This window comes from Paenibacillus sp. DMB5 (genome assembly GCF_001517085.1).
Taxonomy (GTDB): domain Bacteria; phylum Bacillota; class Bacilli; order Paenibacillales; family Paenibacillaceae; genus Paenibacillus_AQ.
This window is the reverse complement of record NZ_LRAC01000129.1, coordinates 49736-69484: the sequence shown is the minus strand read 5'-3', so window position 1 is coordinate 69484 and position 19749 is coordinate 49736. Positions and strand designations below refer to the sequence as shown.

Below are 19749 nucleotides of genomic sequence, written 5' to 3'. Positions count from 1 at the left end.
TTATCTGAAAAAAATTTCACATAGAGTAGCGCATATTATTTTACAATACTATCAAAAGGAGGGATAAAAGGTGAAGGATTCAGAGTGTATGAAACTCAGCATTGAGCAAGCCCGTTATAAGCTGAATAAGCTAGAACAGCAATTTGATCTCTTACATCCCGTGGTGCTCCATCAGTCGATGGTACTCGATGAACTTATAAATGAATATAACCGCTACTGCTTCAGACGGGCGATGGAAGCTTTGCGCAGCAAATCCCATACCAGCGAAAGCAGCTGGGCGGAACAGCCAAGGCAGTTGAGCTACAGCTAAGCGGCATATCCAGGATTTTAGATTTTTTTGGTTAGTTGCGGCAAAATGTCATGTACAACCTTTAGATTAGCCACTGCCGCAGCTGCATCCTCCTGTCTCCTGTTCTGCGTTTCACTCCCCAATCCGATTAATCAATGATCCTCAGTGCTATAACACTAATACTCTGCTGACACCAAACCTCACATGAGGTTCGCTGTAATACCCGTTTTTGCCGATAATTTAGCTAATTCTGGACATTTTCTACATGGAATTGTTTATTTAATGCTGTGTATTCCTGAAAAAACCTGACATGGACACAGTTATTTCACAGCTCGATGTAAAACGGTAAAGGGATAAAGAGTTTTTTTGCAGAAATAAGCAGAAATAAGTCGAAAACAGCTGGATCTTTCAGAAGAGAGTACTGTCGGCTCATATTGATTAAAGGTGGGGAGCCCTATGGCACTAAGAAAAAAGAAAGAAGAAATGAGCGGGGACGGGCATAGGCCGGTACTAAAGGCTGTGGAGGAGCAGGGGGACTTCACCGCAGAGCAGTTAAAAAAGGCAGCGAAGCCAATCTCCGTGTTTCAGGCATGGATGGAACCGGTCCGCAATATGGGCATACGGGGCAAGCTGTTTTTGTCCGTTATCGTGTCTGTTGTTGCCATTATTGTTGCTGTGGCTCTAGTTATCTATAGCAATGCCAAGCAGATCATCGTAGAGGATTTGAGCAGTGCATTGTCGTACGAGAAGGAGGAGATCAATGTTAAGGTTAATGATCTGCTCCAGCCGGCGTCTGCCAGTGTTGAGCTGCTGAATGCCAACAGCTACATCCGGAATTTTATCGGTATGGTGAAATCGGCTGACACGGTTAAAACTACCGAGGGCTACACTGAGCTTATCAAAACCCTTAACCTCATTAAGGACAGCAACAAGAATCTGCTTAACGTATATATCGGGCTGGATGCGGTGAATAAGGTCATTACACAGGCTGAGTTTGAACCCCCGGCGGACTTTAATATGAAGGAGCGCACCTGGTATACCTCTACAGCCCGCAACAACCGGGTGACGGTAACCGATCCTTATATTGATGCTGGCTCCGGCAAAATGGTCGTAAGTGTGACAGCGCCGATTCAGAACGACTCCGGCCAGCTGATCGGGGTTGCAGGCGTGGATATTTCGACAGAGCAAATCACACAGGCGCTGAGCGCTTTTAATTACAAGGGTAGCGGGTTTGCCATTCTGATTGATAAGACAGGAACATTCATCTATCATCCGGATGCTGACAATATTTTGCTGAAGAAAATGAGTGATCTGGGTCCGGATTGGAAAACGGTCGGTGACCAAATGATCCAATGGGGCGCTAACGTGATTACAACTGAGATTGGGGGTGCTGACAGCTATGTCTCTTATGCCCCTGCCGTGCAGAACCAGTGGTCGGTTGCGCTGATTGTTCCCCGGGCGGATGCGGAAAAGGTTCTGCAGACGTTCAAGCTGATCTTTTTTCTCTCGGTTATGGCTGCAATTGCTGTAATGTCCGTGCTGCTCTATTTTGTCTCCAATAGTATTCTGAAGCAGATTCCTGTTCTGACTGCGGCGTTCAGGACGGCGATGGCCGGTGATATGTCGGTACGGGCCAGAGTAACGGCAAGAGGGGAGATTGGTGTGCTGGCTGATGGCTTCAATGAGATGATTTCATCCCAGCAGAAGCTGATTCAGGATATTAAGGTGAGCTCCGGCAGCATCTCCAAGGCTCTCGACAATACAGAGAAAAATATATTTGCGCTCGACGGCGGCATTTCAGAGGTTTCGGCGATTACGGAGGAATTGTCAGCCGGTTTGCAGCAGACAGCCGCTTCCATGCAGGAGATGAATGCCAGTACGAATGAAATCGAGCACGCGGTGAACGGGATTGCCCGCAAAGCCCAGGAAGGCGCCGAGGCGGCCAGCCGGATAAATGAACGCGCTGACAGGCTGAAGCAGGCTGCTGTCGCTTCACGGATGCAGGCAGACAGGGTATACGGGGAGAGTGAAGAGAAGCTGCGCAGTGCAATCGAGCAATCCGGGTCCATTCAGCAGATCCGGCTCCTGTCGGGAGCTATTCTGGAAATTGCAGCACAGACCAATCTGCTGTCGCTGAATGCTTCGATTGAGGCAGCGAGAGCGGGAGAGGCAGGACGCGGATTCGCTGTGGTCGCCGAGGAAATCCGCAAGCTGGCGGATACCTCGCGTGAGACGGTTTCAGAGATTCAGAATGTTACAGAATTGGTAGTCGGATCTGTCGAAGGGCTTGTGGAAGGCGCTGAGAATATGCTGCGCTTCATGGATAACCAGGTTCTCAGGGACTACGACTCCATGCAGGAGACAGGTCAGCGGTACAGCGAGGATGCCCGGTATATTGAGGAGCTGGTGACTGATTTCAGCGCAACCTCCGAACAGCTGCTTGCCTCCATCCAGAGTATATTGACGGCCGTTGGGGAGACCAGCATCGCAACGAATGAAGGAGCTGCAGGAGCGGGCAGCATTGCTGTCCAGGCGGAGCAGATTATCAGTAAATCAGGCGGCATTGTCGCCGAGATGGAAGATATCAAGAATAGCTCGGCACGGCTGCAGGAGGCCGTGTCCCGGTTTAAGGCTTAGGAATAGTTGTAACCAGCTTTGCTGCCGGTGGCGCAAGGCTGGTTTTTTTGTGTGAGAGATATGAAATTATATGCTTTAATAACGGAGTATTGCCCGGAGGAGACTGTACTTGATAAAATGGCATTTGAAGAGTATGTTACAAGAAGCATAAATTTTAGATAGAAACAGTGAGGCGAGGAACTTGATGAGAGACGGCGAAGACCGGATCGTAGGAATGGAAGATATTGTGCGGGCCCACCATGTGCTGCGGGAGGTAATCGTCCGTACACCGCTTCAGCTGGATGCGGTGCTGTCGGCCAAATACGGCTGTAATGTATATTTGAAACGTGAGGATTTACAGATTGTCCGCTCCTTCAAGATTCGGGGAGCCTATAATATGATCCGCAGCCTGTCCGCCGAGGACCGGGCCAAAGGCATTGTCTGTGCGAGTGCAGGCAACCATGCGCAGGGTGTGGCTTATTCCTGCAAAGCGCTCGGCATCAAAGGCAAAGTCTATATGCCAAGCACGACTCCCAATCAGAAGATTAAGCAGGTCCGGCGCTTTGGCGGCGAATTTGTTGAGGTTATTCTCAAAGGGGACACTTTTGATGATGCCTATGACGAAGCGCTGCAGGCCTGTATTGATCATAGCATGACGCTGATACACCCGTTTGATGAGCCGCGGATTATTGCCGGCAACGGCACGATTGCCATGGAGGTTATGGAGAACCTGGACAAGCCGGCGGACTTTGTGTTTGTTACTATCGGCGGAGGCGGTCTTGCTGCAGGTGTAGCTACTTATATCAAAACCGTAAGTCCTTCAACCAAGGTTATCGGGGTGGAGCCTTCAGGAGCCGCTTCCATGAGTGAAGCTATACAGCGCGGTGAAGTGGTTACGCTTAATGAGATTAACAAATTTGTGGACGGCGCTGCCGTCAAGCGTGTCGGCGGCCTGACCTATGATATCTGTGCCCGCCATCTGGATGATGTGGTCAAGGTGCCTGAGGGCAAGGCATGTACGACTATACTGGAGCTATACAACGAGAACGCGATTGTGGTTGAGCCGGCCGGCTCGCTGCCGATTGCGGCACTCGACATGTACCGGGATCAGATCCGCGGCAAGACGGTGGTATGCATCGTCAGCGGTGGTAACAACGACATCGACCGGATGCAGGAGATCAAGGAGCGGTCGCTGATCTATGAGGGGCTGAAGCATTACTTCATGATTAACTTCCCGCAGCGTGCCGGTGCACTGAAGGAATTCCTGGCCGAGGTGCTCGGTCCCGATGATGATATCACCCGCTTCGAATATACCAAGAAGAATGATAAGGAAAACGGACCTGCCCTTGTCGGCATTGAGCTGTTCCAGCGGGAGGATTATGATCCGCTGATTGAGCGGATGAAGCAGAAGGGCGTCGATTATACAGAGATCAACAAAGAGCCGAATCTGTTCAATATGCTAATCTAGCGTTTAGTTGGAACCAAGCTAAAAAGGCCTGCCTGCGGAGAACTCTTCGCAGTGCGGGCCTTTTTAATTGGAATTTGCAGGAGCGCTATGCTTGTCGCAGCCCTTAAGCGCTCACGGATTTATGCGATCACTCTATGAATCTTGTAATTCTGCAGGTCTAAGACAGCGGAACCTCTGCCTTCCGGTAGTTCTCGACGGCGTCATTCAGCTTATAGCCGTTCTCCTTCAGCAGCTTCATAAAGCCCTCAAGCTTCTCCAGGAAGGGGCTGCTGCCGGTGTTCCGGGTGAGGAAACTGCTGTAGGCCTTCTGGGCCTCCAGATCCATCTCCTGATTGTCATAGTGGAACAGCGGGGTGTTATTCTGGCCGTAGAAGGTGTCGGTTTCATACATGGCATACAGCTGTTTGACCGCACCTGTCCGGTTGGACTTGGGGTGGTTCCTAATGAATTGCTCCTGGCTCAGCGCCCGTCCGGCTACCTCAGACCAGCCGATGACCAGTCCGTTATCCTTGGAGGAAGGCAGATCGGATTCGGTAGCCATAATCGTTATATACTCCCGGATATCGCTTGTAACGTACAGCTTATATTTGCGGTAGGCGGCATAATCGATTACAGGAAAATAAGTGCCCTCTGCTGTCTCCAGTTTATACCCGCTCTGCCCGGCACTCTTGAGCAGGGCGCGGAGAGTGCTGTCATTCGTGCTCTCGGCCAGTTTAGCCATGCTGGCGCCGGTTGTGTATATGGCGCCAAGCTTGCGCTGTACAGTGCTGTTGCTGAACCGGCTCTCCCATACCTTCAGCCCGGCCTTGTGGACATTTTCCAGCTTCAGAACCAGAACAGTAGCCTGATAAGGGGTAACTGCATAGATGCTGCTGTTCAAATATTTAATCGCCTGGGGCAGCTTGGCGGAGTCAGCCAGCAGCGGCAGGGCAGCCTGGTAGACTGCCTGGGCATGGCTGATGCCTGTGGCTGCTGTATTAGAGGCAGCAGCCGGTGCACCTGAAGCATAAGCGGATAAGGTTGCTCCCTGGAGTCCGATAATGAAAGCCAGTGCTGTCAGTAGAATGTTATGCTTCTTCATGGAAGAACCCCCTGTAATTGTCGGAGTGGAATAAGATGTCTATGATCTGAGAAATATGAATTTCAGCCCAAGCCCTCCGGCTGCGCCTAAAGCCAGGCTTACCCAGGGCGAGACTGTAATGACAGGAAACAGATTATCGAGGAAGGCGCCGGCAAAGATGACGACAACGGCTATAGCAATGTAGGTGCCAAGTGCCTTGATATTAAACGTTTTCGGCCCCGGTGCGTCATTCTCGGACAGGGAAGACATCCAGCGAACCAGCAGCTCCATCATCACAATAGATCCCAGGCCTACGAGAATCAGCGTAAATACACTGACCTTGCTGAACAGATCCGCAGAGCTTCCGCTCCATTTCACAATAAGCCCGCCGACGGCCAGCACGGAGAACATCAGGGTTAATGCCGTCCAGGCAATCATCAGATAATAGTTCAGTTTGCTGCGTTCAGGCCGAGCAGGAACGCTGTCCATAATGTCTTTGAAATAATCCTCCGGGCTCTCCCCGAAGATCTGTTTGGCATTTCTGCCTTTACTCTGGCCCTGAAGCAGCAGACGGGCAGCTTCAAGCAGCAGCTCCTCCGCCCGCACCCGCTCCACGCGGCTGGCCCGCATGGCCAGAATCATATCCTCAAAATAAGAGCGGTTAAATGGTGTCATCTGCTCGCGTAAGGCATTATTTTCCTTCATCATAGCTTTAACTTTCATAGCCGTATTATAAACCTCCAGGTATCGGGTAAGCACAAAAGCCTTCAACCTAGAGTATACGTTTGCCCGGCTGCTGTGTGCAAGGACAACCCTCTGCCTGGTGTGAATAATCTATTTTGGAAGAGTAAACACTAAACTTGTGATTAGCTTCACAAATCGGGTTATAAGGAAGGGGCAGGTAACGTTATGGGTTATGAGGACAAAAAACAGTCAGGGACATTTATCGGTGACGGCTTCGCGCCTGCAGAGAACAGCGGAGTCGGCGATTGGGGAGCATCTGACGGTTATAGCTTGTGGGATGCGGCAGGTCAGGATACGGTGACAGGCTTCGAGGACTGGGAAGGACGCCAGGAGACCCACGATATGTTTCACAGCAGCTACGAGTGAGTATAGCAGCGTAAAGCTTCAGCCTCTTTGTGCTCAATAGAGCGGAAGAGGTTTTTTTATTGTAGGCCTGCGCCTCCTTGCTTCATTGAATATATTCTTGTCTGGCGGCTGCATTAGTGTAATACTGTTGACAAAAGGACTAGTGAAAGTATAATAAAGATATTAATCACACTAAGTTAATCGGAATAATAATACATTGGAACGGCGTTTCTTTAAGAGGAGGATACAGCAATGGAGCGGAATATTGTAATCCGGTATGAACAGGAAGAGCTTACAGCCAGCATACATTATCCATCACGGGAAAAGGGAGCCACCGGGCGCTGCAAGGACCGGGTACCGCTGGCCGTTATCTGCCACGGGTTCGTAGGTAACCGGATCGGTGTGGACCGGATCTTTGTTAAGGCAGCGCGTGAGCTGGCCCGGGACGGATATATGGTCATCCGCTTTGACTATGCGGGCTGCGGCGAGAGCAGCGGGAATTACGGCAGCCAGGACATCGAGTCGCTGATTGCCCAGACCCGTGCAGTACTGGATTACGGGATCGCGTCTGCAGATATTGACCCGCAGCGCGTTACGCTGATCGGCCACAGCCTGGGCGGGGCAGTAGCGCTGCTGACGGCTGTCCGTGACCGCCGGGTGAAGAATCTGGTGTTATGGGCTGCGGTCGGCTATCCGTTCAATGATATTGTGAAGATCGTAGGCAGGGATGCCTATGACCGCTCTGTCAAGGAAGGCGCTGCTGATTATGCCGGCTATTCCTTTACTCCGGTGTATTTCAATTCCCTGGCGGCCTTCCAGCCGTTCCAGGAGGCGGGTAAATTCAGCGGGGATGTGCTGGTTATCCACGGAACCTCTGATGATGTCATTCCTGTGGATTACGCATTCCTATACCAGAAGCTGTTCTGGACCCGTCCGGAGGGGCGCTGCGACAAGGAGATTATTTTCCAGGCTGACCATACCTTCTCGTCCGGACCGGCGCAGGAGCAGGTGCTAAAGCGGACCAAGGAATGGATGAATCAGCAGGAGCATTTGCAGCAGGAATGGCAGAACTGGATGATCTAGTATGCTGTTCGCATTCCGCGCCAATTAGCGGTAGAATAAAGGGGCAGACCATATACTGGGTTATGGAGGTAGGCTCCTATGAAATTACCGGCATTTTTCATTGCGCACGGCTCACCGCTCCTTGCACTGGAGGATAACGAATACACCCGTTTTCTGGAGCGCCTTGGCCAGGATCTGGGGAAGCCCCGGGGCATCGTAGTTTTCTCTGCACATTGGGATAGTCCCGAACAACTGATTACAGTAGATGCACAGCATGAAGCGCAGCATGATTTCTATGGATTTCCGGAAGAGATGTATTCGCTGGCCTATCCGGCACCTGGTGATCCTGCACTAAGCAGCCGGATTGCTGAGCTTTTCAGTAAAGGGAATCTTCCGCACCAGCCGGTTCTGGGCCGGGGGCTCGACCATGGCGTATGGGTCATCCTCAGCAAAATGTTCCCGCAGGCCGATATTCCGGTTGTGGCCTTATCCGTTGATTCTCTGCGTTCACCCAAGGAGCAATATAAGATCGGACAAATGCTTGCTCCGCTGCGCGAGGAAGGGATTCTGCTGCTGGGCAGCGGCGACTCGTCCATAATCTGCGGATGCTAAAGGAGGATGACCAGCCTGAGCCGTGGGCACTGGAGTTTGACGCCTGGCTGGCTGAAGGGCTGCAGAGTTGGGATCTGCCTTCACTGTTCGCCTATGAGAAGAAGGCGCCGCATGTGCGGGCCGCCGTTCCGTCCTATGGCAAGGAGCATTTCGTCCCGCTGTTCTATATTATGGGGACGGCTGATACCGGCAGGCAGGCGCAGCTGATGATTCAGGCCTATCAGTACGGAACCTTAAGCCTGAATTGCTGGATGGTTGATTAATGTTAAATAAAATTAGCTTAGGATACAGCCGATATAGAGGCTGTATCCTTTTTTGTGTCTCCTTCAAGACAAAGGGGACGGGCTGTGCTTAAATGGAAGAAGATATCCAAAATTACCCTCCGCCCATCTCCCTATAATTATCCAGTATAAGTTTGAAAAATGCAGCCCAAACCTTAGGAGGTAAGAAGTATATGAAAATAAACCGCAACTCAACCCGGCTACTCACCGGGCTTACGCTTGCTTCCATGCTGCTCTCCGCCTGCGGAGGCGGAAATGCAGCGCCGGAGGCGGCACCGACGGCAGTGGCGACGGTGTCGCCGCAGGCAAGTGAACAGCCTGAGCCTTCGCCGACTACGGCTCCCCCGGTGCGTCAGCTGTCCGGATTAACCGGGCTGCCGGTGCAGGAAGGCAGCCTGACGCGGCCGCTCGCGGTGATGATCAACAACGCGCCGGCCGCCCGGCCGCAGTCGGGCATCAGTGAAGCGGATGTCCTCTATGAGGTGCTCGCGGAGGGCGGGATTACTCGGCTGATCGGGATTTTTCAGAGCCACACCGGCGTAGTCAAAATCGGCCCGGTCCGCAGCATCCGCCCGTATCTGATCGATCTCGGCGAGAGCTACGGCGCAGTAACGGTGCATGCCGGAGGCAGTCCCGCGGCGTATGCGATTCTCCAGCGGCAGAAGAAGGCGGATATGGACGAGATCGGTAACGCCGGCGCTTATTTCTGGCGTGACAAGGAGCGCAAGGCACCGCACAATCTGTACAGCAATACAGCTAAGCTCCTGGAAGGGGCGGAGAAGCTGGGATATTCGGACAGCATAGAGGTTCCTTCCTATGTATTCACTGATCCGGACTATCTGCCGACGGAGGGGACGGCTGCAGCAGAGCTGAAGATCCATTATCTGCTTCAGAGCTATACGGTAGGGTATAAATACGACACAGAGCGCCGGACCTACGCGCGCCTGGTCAACGGTAAGGCGCATCTGGATCTGAACAATAATAATCCGGTGGAAGCGGCTAATATTATGGTAATTGGGGCAGACCATAAAGTATTGGACGATGCCGGCCGGCTGCAGATTGATGTTGAGCTGGGCGGAGAGGCGCTGCTGTTTCAGCGCGGAACCGTCATTTCAGGTAAGTGGGCGCGGAAGCCGGACGATATGATCCGTTTTGTGAAAACCGATGGAACCGAAGCCTTGATGTATCCGGGAATCACCCATGTCCTGATCGTGCCGAACAGCCCGTCTTTTGCAAGTCATGTAGAATATACGGCATCAGCAACTCCGGAATGAATGTGAACGAAAAATGACGGTTCAAGGAAATGTCATCTAAGTTCGAGGAAAATGTTAATATAGCGTAAAAAAGTTCGCTTTTTTTCTTCTATCCCCAGTTCGGATATGATAAGATAACAAGGGTTGTCATCCATTTTCATGCTGCTTACATTTTGGATGGCATTCCGGACTCTCACGGCAATTTTATGTAAAGGGGTTTAAGGGAAATGAAGTTGAAAAAGAAGGATATTTTCTTTGAGACATTGGAAAATATGGCGGATACGATCGTTCAGTCAGCTGATTACTTCGCTCAGAACATCAGCAGTCTCCGGGAAAATATCGATACGTTTGCTTCGGTGATGAAGAAATACGAATCCCAGTGCGACTCCTACACGCACACTGTCATCAAGGAGCTGAACAAGACGTTCATCACTCCGCTTGAGCGTGACGATATTATGGATTTGATCACCAGCATGGATGATGTAATGGACGGTCTGGAGGCTTCTGCTTCACGTTTCTATATGTACAACCTGCTGGATGCTGATGAATATATCGTGCAGTTTGCCGAAATTCTCCGCCAGTCTGCCTATGAGATTCAAAAAGCGGTTCATTTGCTTTCCCAGAAGAAGCTGCTGGCGATCCGCGAATATACCATCCGCCTGAACGACCTGGAGAACCAGGGTGATGAAGTACTGCGGATCTGCACCAAACATCTTTTTGAAACGGTCAAGGACCCTATCGAGCTGATCAAGCGCAAAGAGCTCTATGAGCGGCTGGAGACGACTACGGATAAATGCGAGGACGTAGCCAACATGCTGGAATCGATCATCATGCGCAACTCATAAGGGGCTCTAGGATATGGAAACATCATTATTCATGCTGGGTTTTGTTATCTTTCTTGCACTGGCCTTTGACTTTATCAACGGCTTCCATGATACAGCGAACGCAATCGCCACTTCCGTCTCGACCCGCGCGCTTAAACCGCGTACCGCTATCATCCTTGCAGCACTCATGAACTTTGTCGGGGCGCTGATGTTTACAGGAGTAGCCAAAAAGATCGGCGGAAGCATTACCGATCCGACCCTGCTGGATAACGGGATAGATATTGTAGCTGCGACCCTGATCGCGGCCATTATCTGGAATCTGGTCACCTGGTGGTTCGGGATTCCGTCCTCCTCCTCCCATGCCCTGATCGGCGCTTTGGCCGGTGCGGTATATGTCGGAGCCGGCTCGGATCATATTAAATGGAACGGCTTCATTGAGATTGTAGAGGGGCTTATTTTCTCCCCGCTGATTGCATTTGTGATCGGTTATATTGTAATGACAATTCTTAAATGGATATTTGCCAAGCGCAGCCCGCATACCGTCAACAAAGGCTTCCGCTCAATGCAGGTCATTACGGCTGCACTCCAATCCTTTACACACGGTACGAATGATGCCCAGAAAGCCATGGGGATTATAACGTTTGCGCTGGTTACCTCGGGACGTCTGGATACAATGGAAGTGCCGCTGTGGGTAAAAATTGCAGCTGCAACCTCGATGGCTCTTGGAACCTCAATCGGCGGCTGGAAGATTATCAAGACGATGGGGACGAAGATTTTCAAAATCGAGCCGATTAACGGCTTCGCTGCGGACATGTCTGCCGCCTCCGTTATTTTCACAGCCACTATGCTGCATTTGCCGGTAAGTTCGACGCATGCCATTACCTCGGCAATTCTCGGCGTAGGTTCGGCCAAACGTTTCTCTGCCGTTAAATGGGGAGTTGCCGGACGGATCATCGTTACCTGGTTTATTACCATCCCGATCAGCGCAGTGCTGGCCGGAGTTATCTGCAAAATTTTCTTCTAAAAAGAACGGTACTTAAGATGTCATGGAGGCCACGAACGGCTGCTGACATCTTTTTTTGTTATACAGATTTTTGATAAATGGGAAGCAAGGGAGAAGACACCGTGAGGTGTCTTTTTCGCTTTACAAGAGAAAAGGTCACAAAAAGTCACACCATTTCGATAAAAAACATTAATTGGGGCAAAAAGAAAATGAAATATCTCACTTTCAGAAAAGAAAATGACATGAAATTTTACAGTAAATCGTAGGATAATGTAGGATTCAGTAGTCTTCGCAGTAAGGTGTGTTTTAAGTGTTACCATAGCTGACAAAGAGCGGCTTGCAGAATCTTGTAACTATAGAAGCTTGAAAAGGAGGACTGTCGTTGATTGATTTTCATCAGGTAGAGAAGCATTACGGGCATTTCCATGTGCTGAAGAATATTGACCTGCATGTTAGTGAGGGGGAAGTAGTCGTTGTAGTCGGCCCTTCCGGGTCCGGTAAAAGCACGATGCTGCGCTGCATCAACCGGCTGGAGACGATTACCAGCGGCGGGCTGACTGTTGACGGAATAACGGTAAATGAGCGCAAGACGGATATTAACAAGCTGCGCAAGGAGATCGGGATGGTGTTCCAGCATTTCAATCTGTATCCGCACAAAAAGGTCATCGACAACATTACCCTGGCACCAATAAAAGTACTTGGCCAATCCAAGGCTGAAGCTGAGAAAACGGCCATGTATTATCTGGAGAAGGTCGGGATTGCCGATAAGGCACAATCGTATCCGTCCCAGCTGTCCGGCGGACAGCAGCAGCGTGTCGCTATTGCCCGGGGGCTGGCAATGAAGCCGAAGATTATGCTGTTCGATGAGCCGACCTCGGCGCTTGATCCGGAAATGGTCGGCGAGGTGCTGGATGTTATGCGTACGCTGGCCCGCGAGGGAATGACGATGGTGGTCGTGACACATGAGATGGGCTTTGCCAAAGAGGTTGCTGACCGGGTGATCTTTATGGATCAGGGGCAGATTGTGGAGGAAGCGGCACCCGCGGAATTCTTCGCCAGTCCCAAGGAAGAACGGACACGTACGTTTCTCAGCCGTGTGTTAAGCCATTAACCAAATATACAGATTACGGGGAGGAAGAGAAATGATCAAGATCAAGAGCATCAAATGGGTAAGCCTGCTGCTGGTTGCTGCACTATTCGTTATTGCCGGCTGCGGCAATAACAACAACGCCGGAAATTCCGCTGCATCGGGCGGCAATGCTGCTGGGGGATCCACAGAATCGGCAGCAATCGCCAAAATCAAGGAACGCGGCAAGCTGCTGGTCGGTGTGAAGTACGATACCCGGCTGTTCGGGCTTAAAGACCCTGCTTCCGGCAATGTGGAAGGCTTCGATATCGATATTTCCAAAGCGATTGCCAAGCATATCCTGGGTGATGAAAATGCGATTGAGCTGAAGGAAGTAACGTCCAAGACGCGCATTCCGATGCTGAACAACGGCGAGATTGATATGGTTGTTGCCACCATGACCATCACAGAAGAGCGCAAGAAGGAAGTGGACTTCTCCGACGTATACTTCCAGGCCGGCCAGTCCCTCCTGGTCAAAAAGGGCAGCCCGATCACCGGACTTGAAAGTGTAACGAAGGATACGAAGATTCTCGGCTCCAAGGGCGCCACTTCGATCAAGAACATCAAAGAAAAGGTTCCGGGCGTAACGGTGCTGGAATTCGATAACTACCAGGATGCATTCGCAGCCCTGAAAGCAGGCCAGGGGGATGCGCTGACTACGGATGATGCGATCCTCTACGGAATGGCAGCCCAGGATGAAGGCTACGAGGTTGTAGGCGAGCCGTTCACCGATGAACCATACGGCATTGCCGTACAAAAAGGAAACACCGATGTTGTTCAGGCCATTAATGATACATTGGCTGAACTGAAGACTAACGGCGAATATGATGCCATTTATACGAAGTGGATCGGTAAAGCTCCGGCGAAATAAGTCTGACAGCGTTCTGCCTATAGCAATCAGCGAAACGGTACCCGGCCTGAACAAGGACGGCTCTGCCGTTTCTTCTTGTAAAAAGGGAGAGGCATCAGGTACGGAACGGATAAGCACTAACTATTATTTTGCAGGCAAGGGTAGGTGAGAGTGATGGATTTTTCGATATTAACGGATTATTTCAGCCTGTATCTGGAGGGCTTCTGGGGAACTGTGCTGTCCAGTGTGCTGGCGTTGATCGGCAGCTTTGTGCTGGGCGCGATTATCGCCGTCTTCCGCATCACCCCGGTCAAGGGGCTGCGCTGGTTCGGAACAGGTTATGTTGAGTTTGTGCGCAATATTCCGCTGCTGCTCGTAGTGTACGTGTTCTATTATGGGCCATCGGCACTCGGCTTTACACTCGACGGCTTCACGGCAGGGACGATCGGGCTCGCGGTATACACCTCGGCTTTCATTGCCGAAGCCATCCGTGCCGGAATTATGGCTGTCCCCAAGGGCCAGATGGAGGCGGCACGTTCTTCCGGTCTGAGCTATATCCAGACAATGACGAATGTGATTTTGCCCCAGGCCATCAAGCTGGTCATACCGCCGCTGGGCAACCAGTTCATTAACCTGATTAAAAACTCGTCTGTGCTGACAATTGTCGCCGGATTTGACCTGATGTACTTCGCGGACAGCATTTCCACGGAGACGTACCGCACGTTCGATACTTATATTTTTGTAGCGGTATTCTATCTGGTGCTCACTGTGCCGCTGAGCTATGGCGTACGGGTATGGGAGCGCAGATTACAGCGTAAGTACTAGAACGAAAGCACCTGAGGAGGGATAGTATGGATTTTGCCGGTGCATTTTCGCCCGCTAATTTAGGCTTTTTGATGGACGGCCTGTATATCACGCTGATTGTGGCGTTTGTGTCGATTATTCTGAGCTTTGTCATCGGCGTAGTTGTCGGTGTGATCCGCTATGCGGAGGTTCCGGTGCTCTCACCGGTCATGTTCTTTCTGGTGGAGCTGATCCGTAACCTGCCGCTGCTGCTGATCATATTCTTCGTGCGCTTCGCGCTGCCGGAGGTAGGAATCAAAATGGGGCTGACCGCCGCCGCGATCGCCGCCCTTACAGTCTTCGAAGCTGCAATGATTGCCGAGATTGTGCGCGGGGGATTGAACGCAGTTGATAAAGGCCAGATTGAAGCCGCACGCTCGTCCGGTCTCAGCAGCTTCCAGACCCTGTGGCATATCGTGCTTCCGCAGGGGCTGCGGCATATGGTGCCGCCGCTGGTCAGCCAGTTCATCTCACTGCTCAAGGATACGTCGCTGGCGACGATCGTCGCGCTGCCGGAGCTGATGCATAATGCGAAGATTGTTATGGGTCAGAAGGAGAGCTATACCATTCCGATTCTGATCATGGTGGCCCTGATGTATTTCGTTGTCAATTACCTGCTGTCGCTGATTTCCAAACGGCTGGAGCATAAAACAGCATAATTTCCGGAAAAAGCATGTCAGGCATATAAAAGAAATCAAGGTTATGGTAGTATAGTTGACAACATCATAAGCAGGAGTAGTGTTGATGGGACAATCTATACTCAAAAACAGAGCTGTACAGATATTCATGGCAGCTTTTGGTACAGCGATAGCCGGAGAATTCAAAATCAATCCGTTTGACGGCGATGTTTTCCGGATTGCATTAGGCAGCAGTGCGTTTCTGCTGTTTTTGCTTTTAATGAGGCGCCTGCCTTATATTACGACCGGGATTGTCACGGGAATAGTGGTCCTGCTGTTCCGCACCGGGATGGATGCTATAGGAAGCAGCGGAGCTTCGGCTATTGAGAGCCTGACCATCCATTTCTCGGCCATGGTCTATTATATGGTATTTGCTTTGCTGATGAATCTGATCAAAAGCCGGATCGATACGTTTCATCCGCTCGTATTGGGCGGGGCTGCCGCCGTAATTGATCTTCTGTCGAACGAAATGGAGCTGCTCACCCGGCTGATTGTGCTGGACTCGGCTTCCTTCAGGCTGAATGAATGGACGTTTCTGATGGCAATCGCCGTCATTCGTACCTATTTTACAACCGGGGTATACAGCAGTATCTCCGTCAGCCAGCTGCGGATTAAGCAGCGCGAGCAGAACCGGCGGATGGAGCAGATGCTGAGCTTCAGCTCCGGGCTGTATGGCGAGGTCTTTTATCTCGAAAAATCAATCGGTACCCTGGAGCGTGTTACGTTAAGCAGCTACGACCTGTACCGCAGCCTTAAAGCGGAGGAAGCGCTGCAGCCGTACAGCCGGCAGGTGCTCGATATTACGCAGCAGATCCATGAAGTGAAGAAGGATTCGCAGCGCATTCTGGCGGGGCTGGTGAAGCTGGTGGACCGTGAGGTGACCGGTGATCTCCCGCTGTCTGTCATCATGAAGTTTACGATGAAGAGCAATGCCAAATACGCAGAAATGCTGGGCAAACAGATTCAGTTCACGCTGAATATGACCACTGACTATACTACCGCCAGCTATACTCCCCTGTTGACTTTGCTTGGTAATCTTACAGCTAATGCGGTTGAAGTGATAAAAGGGAAAGGCAGCATCAACCTGGATGTGCATGAAGAAGGGGATTATACCGTCTTTACTGTGACTGACAGCGGCGGCGGCATTAAGGAACGTGACCGTGAGCTGCTGTTCGAGCCGGGCTTTACGACCAAGTTCGATCAGGAGGGCGTGGCGGCTACGGGAATCGGGCTGTCGCATGTGCAGGATATTGTCGATTTATTCGCCGGGCAGATCACTGTTGAGCCAGTCTCGGAGCTCGGAGGAGCCAGATTCCAGATTAAATTGCCGGCAGGCGGGCTGCGGAAGGAGGAGTAGGGGATGCCATTATCTTTTTGTATTGTGGATGACGATGCAACGGCCAGAAGAATGCTGCAGCATATAATCGAAGACAGCGGGCTTGGTGAAGTGGTTGGCACAGCTGAAGGCGGCCAGGACGCGTACGCCTGATTCTGGAGGAGCGTCCCGATATTGTGCTGATGGATCTGCTTATGCCGGATCAGGACGGCATTGAGACGATCGATTCCCTGCAGGCCCAGGGCTGCCGCTCCAAGTTCGTGATGATCTCACAGATCGAGAACGGCGATTTGGTCGGCCGTGCTTACCGCAGCGGCATCGAGTTCTTCATCCGCAAGCCGATCAACAAAATCGAGGTCGAATCTGTGCTGCATAAGGTGAATGAGCGCTATGCGATCAACCGCTATCTGGATGAGATCAAGTCAAGCCTCGGCAAGCTGGAGGGACTGCAGTTCGGCATGGCGCAGACGGCATTGAACAAACGGACCGTGAAGGAGATTGTCCAGCCAATTCTGATGAATATGGGCATGATCTCCGAGGGCGGCAGCCGTGACATCATCCTGATGATGGAGCTGGTGGCGGCCAGAGAGGATAACCGCACGCTTCCGCCGCTCAAAGAGCTGTACGAGATGGCCGCAGCCACCTATAAATCCTCGCCGGCAGAGGCCGCCAAGGAAGTGAAGGCAATTGAGCAGCGGCTGCGCCGCGCCCTGTCCGCGGGGCTGGCCAACCTGGCTTCGATCGGCCTGACCGATTATGGCAATCCGAAGTTCGAGCACTACGCGCCGCTCTATTTCGACTTCGAGGAGGTCCGGCTGAAGATGAAGGAGATCGAGCTGGGCCGGGATTCCGGCAAGGTGAAGGTCAACATCAAGAAGTTCCTGCAGGTGCTGCACCTGGAGCTGCTGGAGGGCTTGGGGCGGTAAAAGAAGTATTGATATTGGGCGGCGGATATGCCAGAGATCAGCTTGTTGGGCAGCCGTTGTGTGTAAAATTGCTGAATTAGAGCGACTGGGTGGATCGTCCAACGAATTAAGTGGAAATTTGCCATCTAAATTCCCGATGAAGTCCGTAATCAGGAAACTAATTGGAAAAACGTCACTTAATTTCTCCGAAATGGCCTCCAGAACGGTTAACAGCCGGAATTAGTTAGCGTTTTTCCACCTAACTGACGTAAAGTCCGAGGAATGCTGAAATTAAGTGACGAAAATCCAACTAGCTGCTGGGGATGCCTTGCATAAGCATACGACAAAGTAATGGAACAGCTCGCCTTACAATTAACTCTTCTCCGAAGCGTTCGTGTGTCACAGCTATCCTTCAATGCAACAGGCTAGTCGATCACCCTCGGAACCGCTGAACAGCGGGCCGGGGGTTATTTTTTTGTGCGAATAAGTTTAAATTAAGCTGTAATTTGGGCGGAGGCCCTCTCATGCTGTACAATAGTAGCATTAGAGCGCTGCAGTAATTGGAAGCAGGAACAAATGGAGGACTCATTCATGATACGTACACTCGCGGTAACCCGACAGGGGGAGGTGCTGACGGGGCTGCCGCTTCAGGACATGGTTATCGCTGAATATGCCTGGATCTGGGCAGACTTCAACGCACCGACGCCGGAGGAGACACGGCTGCTGGACAGCTATTTTCACTTTCATCCTCTGGCGATTGAGGACTGCATGCACACCCTGCAGCGGCCAAAGCTGGATTATTATGAGGACGTGCAGTTTTTTGTGCTGCATGCACTTAATGAGCAGACGCTGGAGGCGGAGGAGGTGGATCTGTTCCTGAGCCCGAGCTTTCTCGTCTCCTACCACCACCAGCAGAAGCCGGAAATGGACGAGGCCTGGGAACTGGTGCAGGCGGAAATCCACAGCCGCAAAGGCTGGTCGGGCGGCCCGGTGGCTGCGGCCTATACGGTGATGGACAAGCTGGTCGACCGTTATTTCCCGAGCCTGTACAATCTGGAGGACGAGCTGGCAGATCTGGAGAGCATGGGTGAAAAAGAATCGGTGGAGGAGCTGATGAGCCAGGTCTTCCGGGTGCGCGGACGGCTGCTGAAGCTGCGGCGGACCATTGTACCGATGCGCGACCTGATGTACCGGATCGTCAATTCCCAGCATGTGCAGAGCAACGGGGAGGAGCGGATCTACTTCGGCGATATTCATGACCATCTGCTGAAGCTGACCGACATGATCGAGGTGGACCGCGAAATGACCGCCGATCTGCGGGACAGCTACATCTCGCTTAACTCCAACCGGATGAATTCGATTATGAAGACGCTGACTGTTATCACCACTGTCTTCATGCCGCTGACGCTGATCGCCGGCATCTACGGGATGAACTTCCGGGTCATGCCGGAGCTGGACTGGACGTACGGGTATCCGGTCATTCTGCTGGTGATGCTGGCGCTTGGGGGAAGCATGATCCTCTGGTTCCGGCGGAGCGGGTGGTTTAAGTAGCAGCTTTACCCCAATGCGGGGTCTTTGCATGAAAGCTGACTCAGTTACTTTGCGGCGACCCGGCCTATACAATGAAAAAAAGCTAAACGCCTCCGCTAAGAGCGGCGGCGTTTAGCAGAGGATGGAGAGGACTTCCGGCGGTTTTTGGGTTTGGCCGGAGCTTTGCGGCGCTGCTTGGATGGGCGTCTTTTTTTGCGTTTGGGCTGATACATGGCGGCATCCTCCTCGGCTGCTAAAGAGCCGGAGCCCTTCTTTTTGCCGAAAGTGCCCATAACCAGCTTCACCATCGGTGCCATCTGCTGAAAGCCCTCGACCACCTTCTGCACCTTGCCCATGGAGCTTACAATCCCGTCGATCCCGCCCATCCGGTCAATAATCCCCTTGATCTGCTCCATGTTGGCCAGGTTGCCGAGATTCCCGAGATTGCCCAGCAGTCCGCCGGCTTTGGGAGCTGCTTCAGCGGCGGCAACAGGCACGGCAAGCGCCGTATCCGCAGCCTCTGTCCCGAGTGCGGGCAGCATTCCGCTCTCAATCGGGGGAGGCGGCTGGACGTAGGAACCGATGCCGGGATAGCCTGACGGCGCATATGAACCGGCTAATGAGCGCCCGTCCCGGCGGGAATGATTATAGTAATGATGAGGCATAACATCACATTCCTTCGTTATTGGTTTGCTATACTGTATGTCATGGGCGAACATAGGGTATAGTCAAACGCCCGGATAACCGGGATAAGAGCGGAAAAGGGCGGATGCCCAGAGGGATGGGGCGGAAGTGAAGAAACCGTGTCCATGCTTGATTTTCAGAGGTTATGTAGTACTATAGTTAAGGCGGTAAATCCTATCAGATGCAGATGGAGTATAATCCAAATTGAATATAAGATGTGCGCCTGGGGCGGACAGATGTC

19 protein-coding genes and 1 pseudogene are annotated in these 19749 nt (G+C 51.9%); 17 read left to right on the top strand and 3 right to left on the bottom strand.

The annotated features are described in order from the left end of the window. The first annotated feature begins 70 nt into the window (after positions 1–70). From AWJ19_RS37650 to ilvA, 3 genes are all read left to right on the top strand, one after another. Entirely contained in the window at positions 71–310 is a 240-nt protein-coding gene (locus AWJ19_RS37650) for an aspartyl-phosphate phosphatase Spo0E family protein (RefSeq protein ID WP_068726012.1), read from the top strand. A 435-nt stretch (positions 311–745) separates the two neighbouring features. Continuing rightward, positions 746–2926: a methyl-accepting chemotaxis protein gene (locus AWJ19_RS18685; protein ID WP_068726010.1), complete on the top strand. Its 2181-nt coding sequence runs from the start codon at positions 746–748 to the stop codon at positions 2924–2926. 184 nt (positions 2927–3110) lie between these two features. Further along, positions 3111–4373, top strand: a complete 1263-nt coding sequence (gene ilvA, locus AWJ19_RS18680) for a threonine ammonia-lyase IlvA (RefSeq protein WP_068726008.1) — start codon at positions 3111–3113, stop codon at positions 4371–4373. Positions 4374–4530: 157 nt separating this feature from the next. Here the strand turns inward: ilvA and AWJ19_RS18675 are convergent, their stop codons facing one another. Next, positions 4531–5454 carry a hypothetical protein gene (locus AWJ19_RS18675; RefSeq protein ID WP_068726006.1) on the bottom strand — a complete coding sequence of 308 codons (924 nt, stop codon included), beginning with the start codon at positions 5452–5454 and terminating at the stop codon, positions 4531–4533. Between the two features lie 39 nt (positions 5455–5493). Continuing rightward, complete coding sequence (locus AWJ19_RS18670) at positions 5494–6156, bottom strand: DUF1129 family protein (protein ID WP_068726004.1); 663 nt, start codon at positions 6154–6156, stop codon at positions 5494–5496. A gap of 186 nt (positions 6157–6342) precedes the next feature. On the opposite strand from AWJ19_RS18670, the gene AWJ19_RS18665 reads away from it, so the two are divergent. The 14 genes and pseudogenes from AWJ19_RS18665 to corA all read left to right on the top strand — a co-directional run bounded on the left by AWJ19_RS18665 (position 6343) and on the right by corA (position 18845). Further along, on the top strand, positions 6343–6543 hold the full coding sequence (locus AWJ19_RS18665) for a hypothetical protein (protein WP_068726003.1): 201 nt from the start codon (positions 6343–6345) through the stop codon (positions 6541–6543). 231 nt (positions 6544–6774) lie between these two features. Next, complete coding sequence (locus tag AWJ19_RS18660; RefSeq protein ID WP_068726001.1) at positions 6775–7605, top strand: alpha/beta fold hydrolase; 831 nt, start codon at positions 6775–6777, stop codon at positions 7603–7605. Between the two features lie 78 nt (positions 7606–7683). Further along, a pseudogene (locus AWJ19_RS18655) lies at positions 7684–8459 on the top strand (class III extradiol ring-cleavage dioxygenase). 191 nt (positions 8460–8650) lie between these two features. Continuing rightward, positions 8651–9751, top strand: a complete 1101-nt coding sequence (locus AWJ19_RS18650) for a DUF3048 domain-containing protein (protein ID WP_068725999.1) — start codon at positions 8651–8653, stop codon at positions 9749–9751. A 206-nt stretch (positions 9752–9957) separates the two neighbouring features. Then, the gene (locus AWJ19_RS18645) at positions 9958–10575 is read left to right on the top strand and encodes a DUF47 family protein (RefSeq protein ID WP_068725998.1); all 618 of its coding nucleotides are present in this window, start codon (positions 9958–9960) and stop codon (positions 10573–10575) included. A 13-nt stretch (positions 10576–10588) separates the two neighbouring features. Beyond that, positions 10589–11578 (top strand): inorganic phosphate transporter, encoded by a 990-nt coding sequence (locus AWJ19_RS18640; RefSeq protein ID WP_068725996.1) that lies wholly within the window; start codon positions 10589–10591, stop codon positions 11576–11578. A 361-nt stretch (positions 11579–11939) separates the two neighbouring features. Next, entirely contained in the window at positions 11940–12668 is a 729-nt protein-coding gene (locus tag AWJ19_RS18635) for an amino acid ABC transporter ATP-binding protein (protein WP_068725994.1), read from the top strand. A 31-nt stretch (positions 12669–12699) separates the two neighbouring features. Beyond that, the gene (locus AWJ19_RS18630; protein ID WP_068725993.1) at positions 12700–13554 is read left to right on the top strand and encodes a glutamate ABC transporter substrate-binding protein; all 855 of its coding nucleotides are present in this window, start codon (positions 12700–12702) and stop codon (positions 13552–13554) included. A gap of 150 nt (positions 13555–13704) precedes the next feature. Next, on the top strand, positions 13705–14358 hold the full coding sequence (locus AWJ19_RS18625) for an amino acid ABC transporter permease (protein WP_068726045.1): 654 nt from the start codon (positions 13705–13707) through the stop codon (positions 14356–14358). 26 nt (positions 14359–14384) lie between these two features. Beyond that, positions 14385–15035 carry an amino acid ABC transporter permease gene (locus AWJ19_RS18620; RefSeq protein WP_068725991.1) on the top strand — a complete coding sequence of 217 codons (651 nt, stop codon included), beginning with the start codon at positions 14385–14387 and terminating at the stop codon, positions 15033–15035. Positions 15036–15120: 85 nt separating this feature from the next. Beyond that, positions 15121–16410, top strand: coding sequence for an ATP-binding protein (locus AWJ19_RS18615; RefSeq protein WP_068725989.1), 1290 nt, complete (start codon positions 15121–15123; stop codon positions 16408–16410). Between the two features lie 3 nt (positions 16411–16413). After that, complete coding sequence (locus AWJ19_RS37645; protein WP_347231131.1) at positions 16414–16542, top strand: hypothetical protein; 129 nt, start codon at positions 16414–16416, stop codon at positions 16540–16542. Positions 16543–16571: 29 nt separating this feature from the next. Further along, a complete protein-coding gene (locus tag AWJ19_RS18610; RefSeq protein WP_347231132.1) occupies positions 16572–17315 on the top strand; it encodes a response regulator in 744 nt (247 codons plus the stop codon). Positions 17316–17885: 570 nt separating this feature from the next. Beyond that, entirely contained in the window at positions 17886–18845 is a 960-nt protein-coding gene (gene corA, locus AWJ19_RS18605) for a magnesium/cobalt transporter CorA (RefSeq protein ID WP_068725988.1), read from the top strand. Between the two features lie 95 nt (positions 18846–18940). Here the strand turns inward: corA and AWJ19_RS18600 are convergent, their stop codons facing one another. Next, a complete protein-coding gene (locus AWJ19_RS18600) occupies positions 18941–19489 on the bottom strand; it encodes a hypothetical protein (RefSeq protein ID WP_068725986.1) in 549 nt (182 codons plus the stop codon). Between the last annotated feature and the right edge of the window lie 260 nt (positions 19490–19749).

Coding starts and splice junctions, on each gene's coding strand:
- AWJ19_RS18615 (WP_068725989.1), top strand. CDS start 15,121: ATGGGACAATCTATACTCAAAAACAGAGCTGTACAGATATTCATGGCA.
- AWJ19_RS18630 (WP_068725993.1), top strand. CDS start 12,700: ATGATCAAGATCAAGAGCATCAAATGGGTAAGCCTGCTGCTGGTTGCT.
- ilvA (WP_068726008.1), top strand. CDS start 3,111: ATGAGAGACGGCGAAGACCGGATCGTAGGAATGGAAGATATTGTGCGG.
- AWJ19_RS18670 (WP_068726004.1), bottom strand. CDS start 6,156: ATGAAAGTTAAAGCTATGATGAAGGAAAATAATGCCTTACGCGAGCAG.
- AWJ19_RS18650 (WP_068725999.1), top strand. CDS start 8,651: ATGAAAATAAACCGCAACTCAACCCGGCTACTCACCGGGCTTACGCTT.
- AWJ19_RS18600 (WP_068725986.1), bottom strand. CDS start 19,489: ATGCCTCATCATTACTATAATCATTCCCGCCGGGACGGGCGCTCATTA.
- AWJ19_RS37645 (WP_347231131.1), top strand. CDS start 16,414: ATGCCATTATCTTTTTGTATTGTGGATGACGATGCAACGGCCAGAAGA.
- AWJ19_RS18660 (WP_068726001.1), top strand. CDS start 6,775: ATGGAGCGGAATATTGTAATCCGGTATGAACAGGAAGAGCTTACAGCC.
- AWJ19_RS18665 (WP_068726003.1), top strand. CDS start 6,343: ATGGGTTATGAGGACAAAAAACAGTCAGGGACATTTATCGGTGACGGC.
- AWJ19_RS18620 (WP_068725991.1), top strand. CDS start 14,385: ATGGATTTTGCCGGTGCATTTTCGCCCGCTAATTTAGGCTTTTTGATG.
- AWJ19_RS18645 (WP_068725998.1), top strand. CDS start 9,958: ATGAAGTTGAAAAAGAAGGATATTTTCTTTGAGACATTGGAAAATATG.
- corA (WP_068725988.1), top strand. CDS start 17,886: ATGATACGTACACTCGCGGTAACCCGACAGGGGGAGGTGCTGACGGGG.
- AWJ19_RS18675 (WP_068726006.1), bottom strand. CDS start 5,454: ATGAAGAAGCATAACATTCTACTGACAGCACTGGCTTTCATTATCGGA.
- AWJ19_RS18610 (WP_347231132.1), top strand. CDS start 16,572: ATGGATCTGCTTATGCCGGATCAGGACGGCATTGAGACGATCGATTCC.
- AWJ19_RS18640 (WP_068725996.1), top strand. CDS start 10,589: ATGGAAACATCATTATTCATGCTGGGTTTTGTTATCTTTCTTGCACTG.
- AWJ19_RS18685 (WP_068726010.1), top strand. CDS start 746: ATGGCACTAAGAAAAAAGAAAGAAGAAATGAGCGGGGACGGGCATAGG.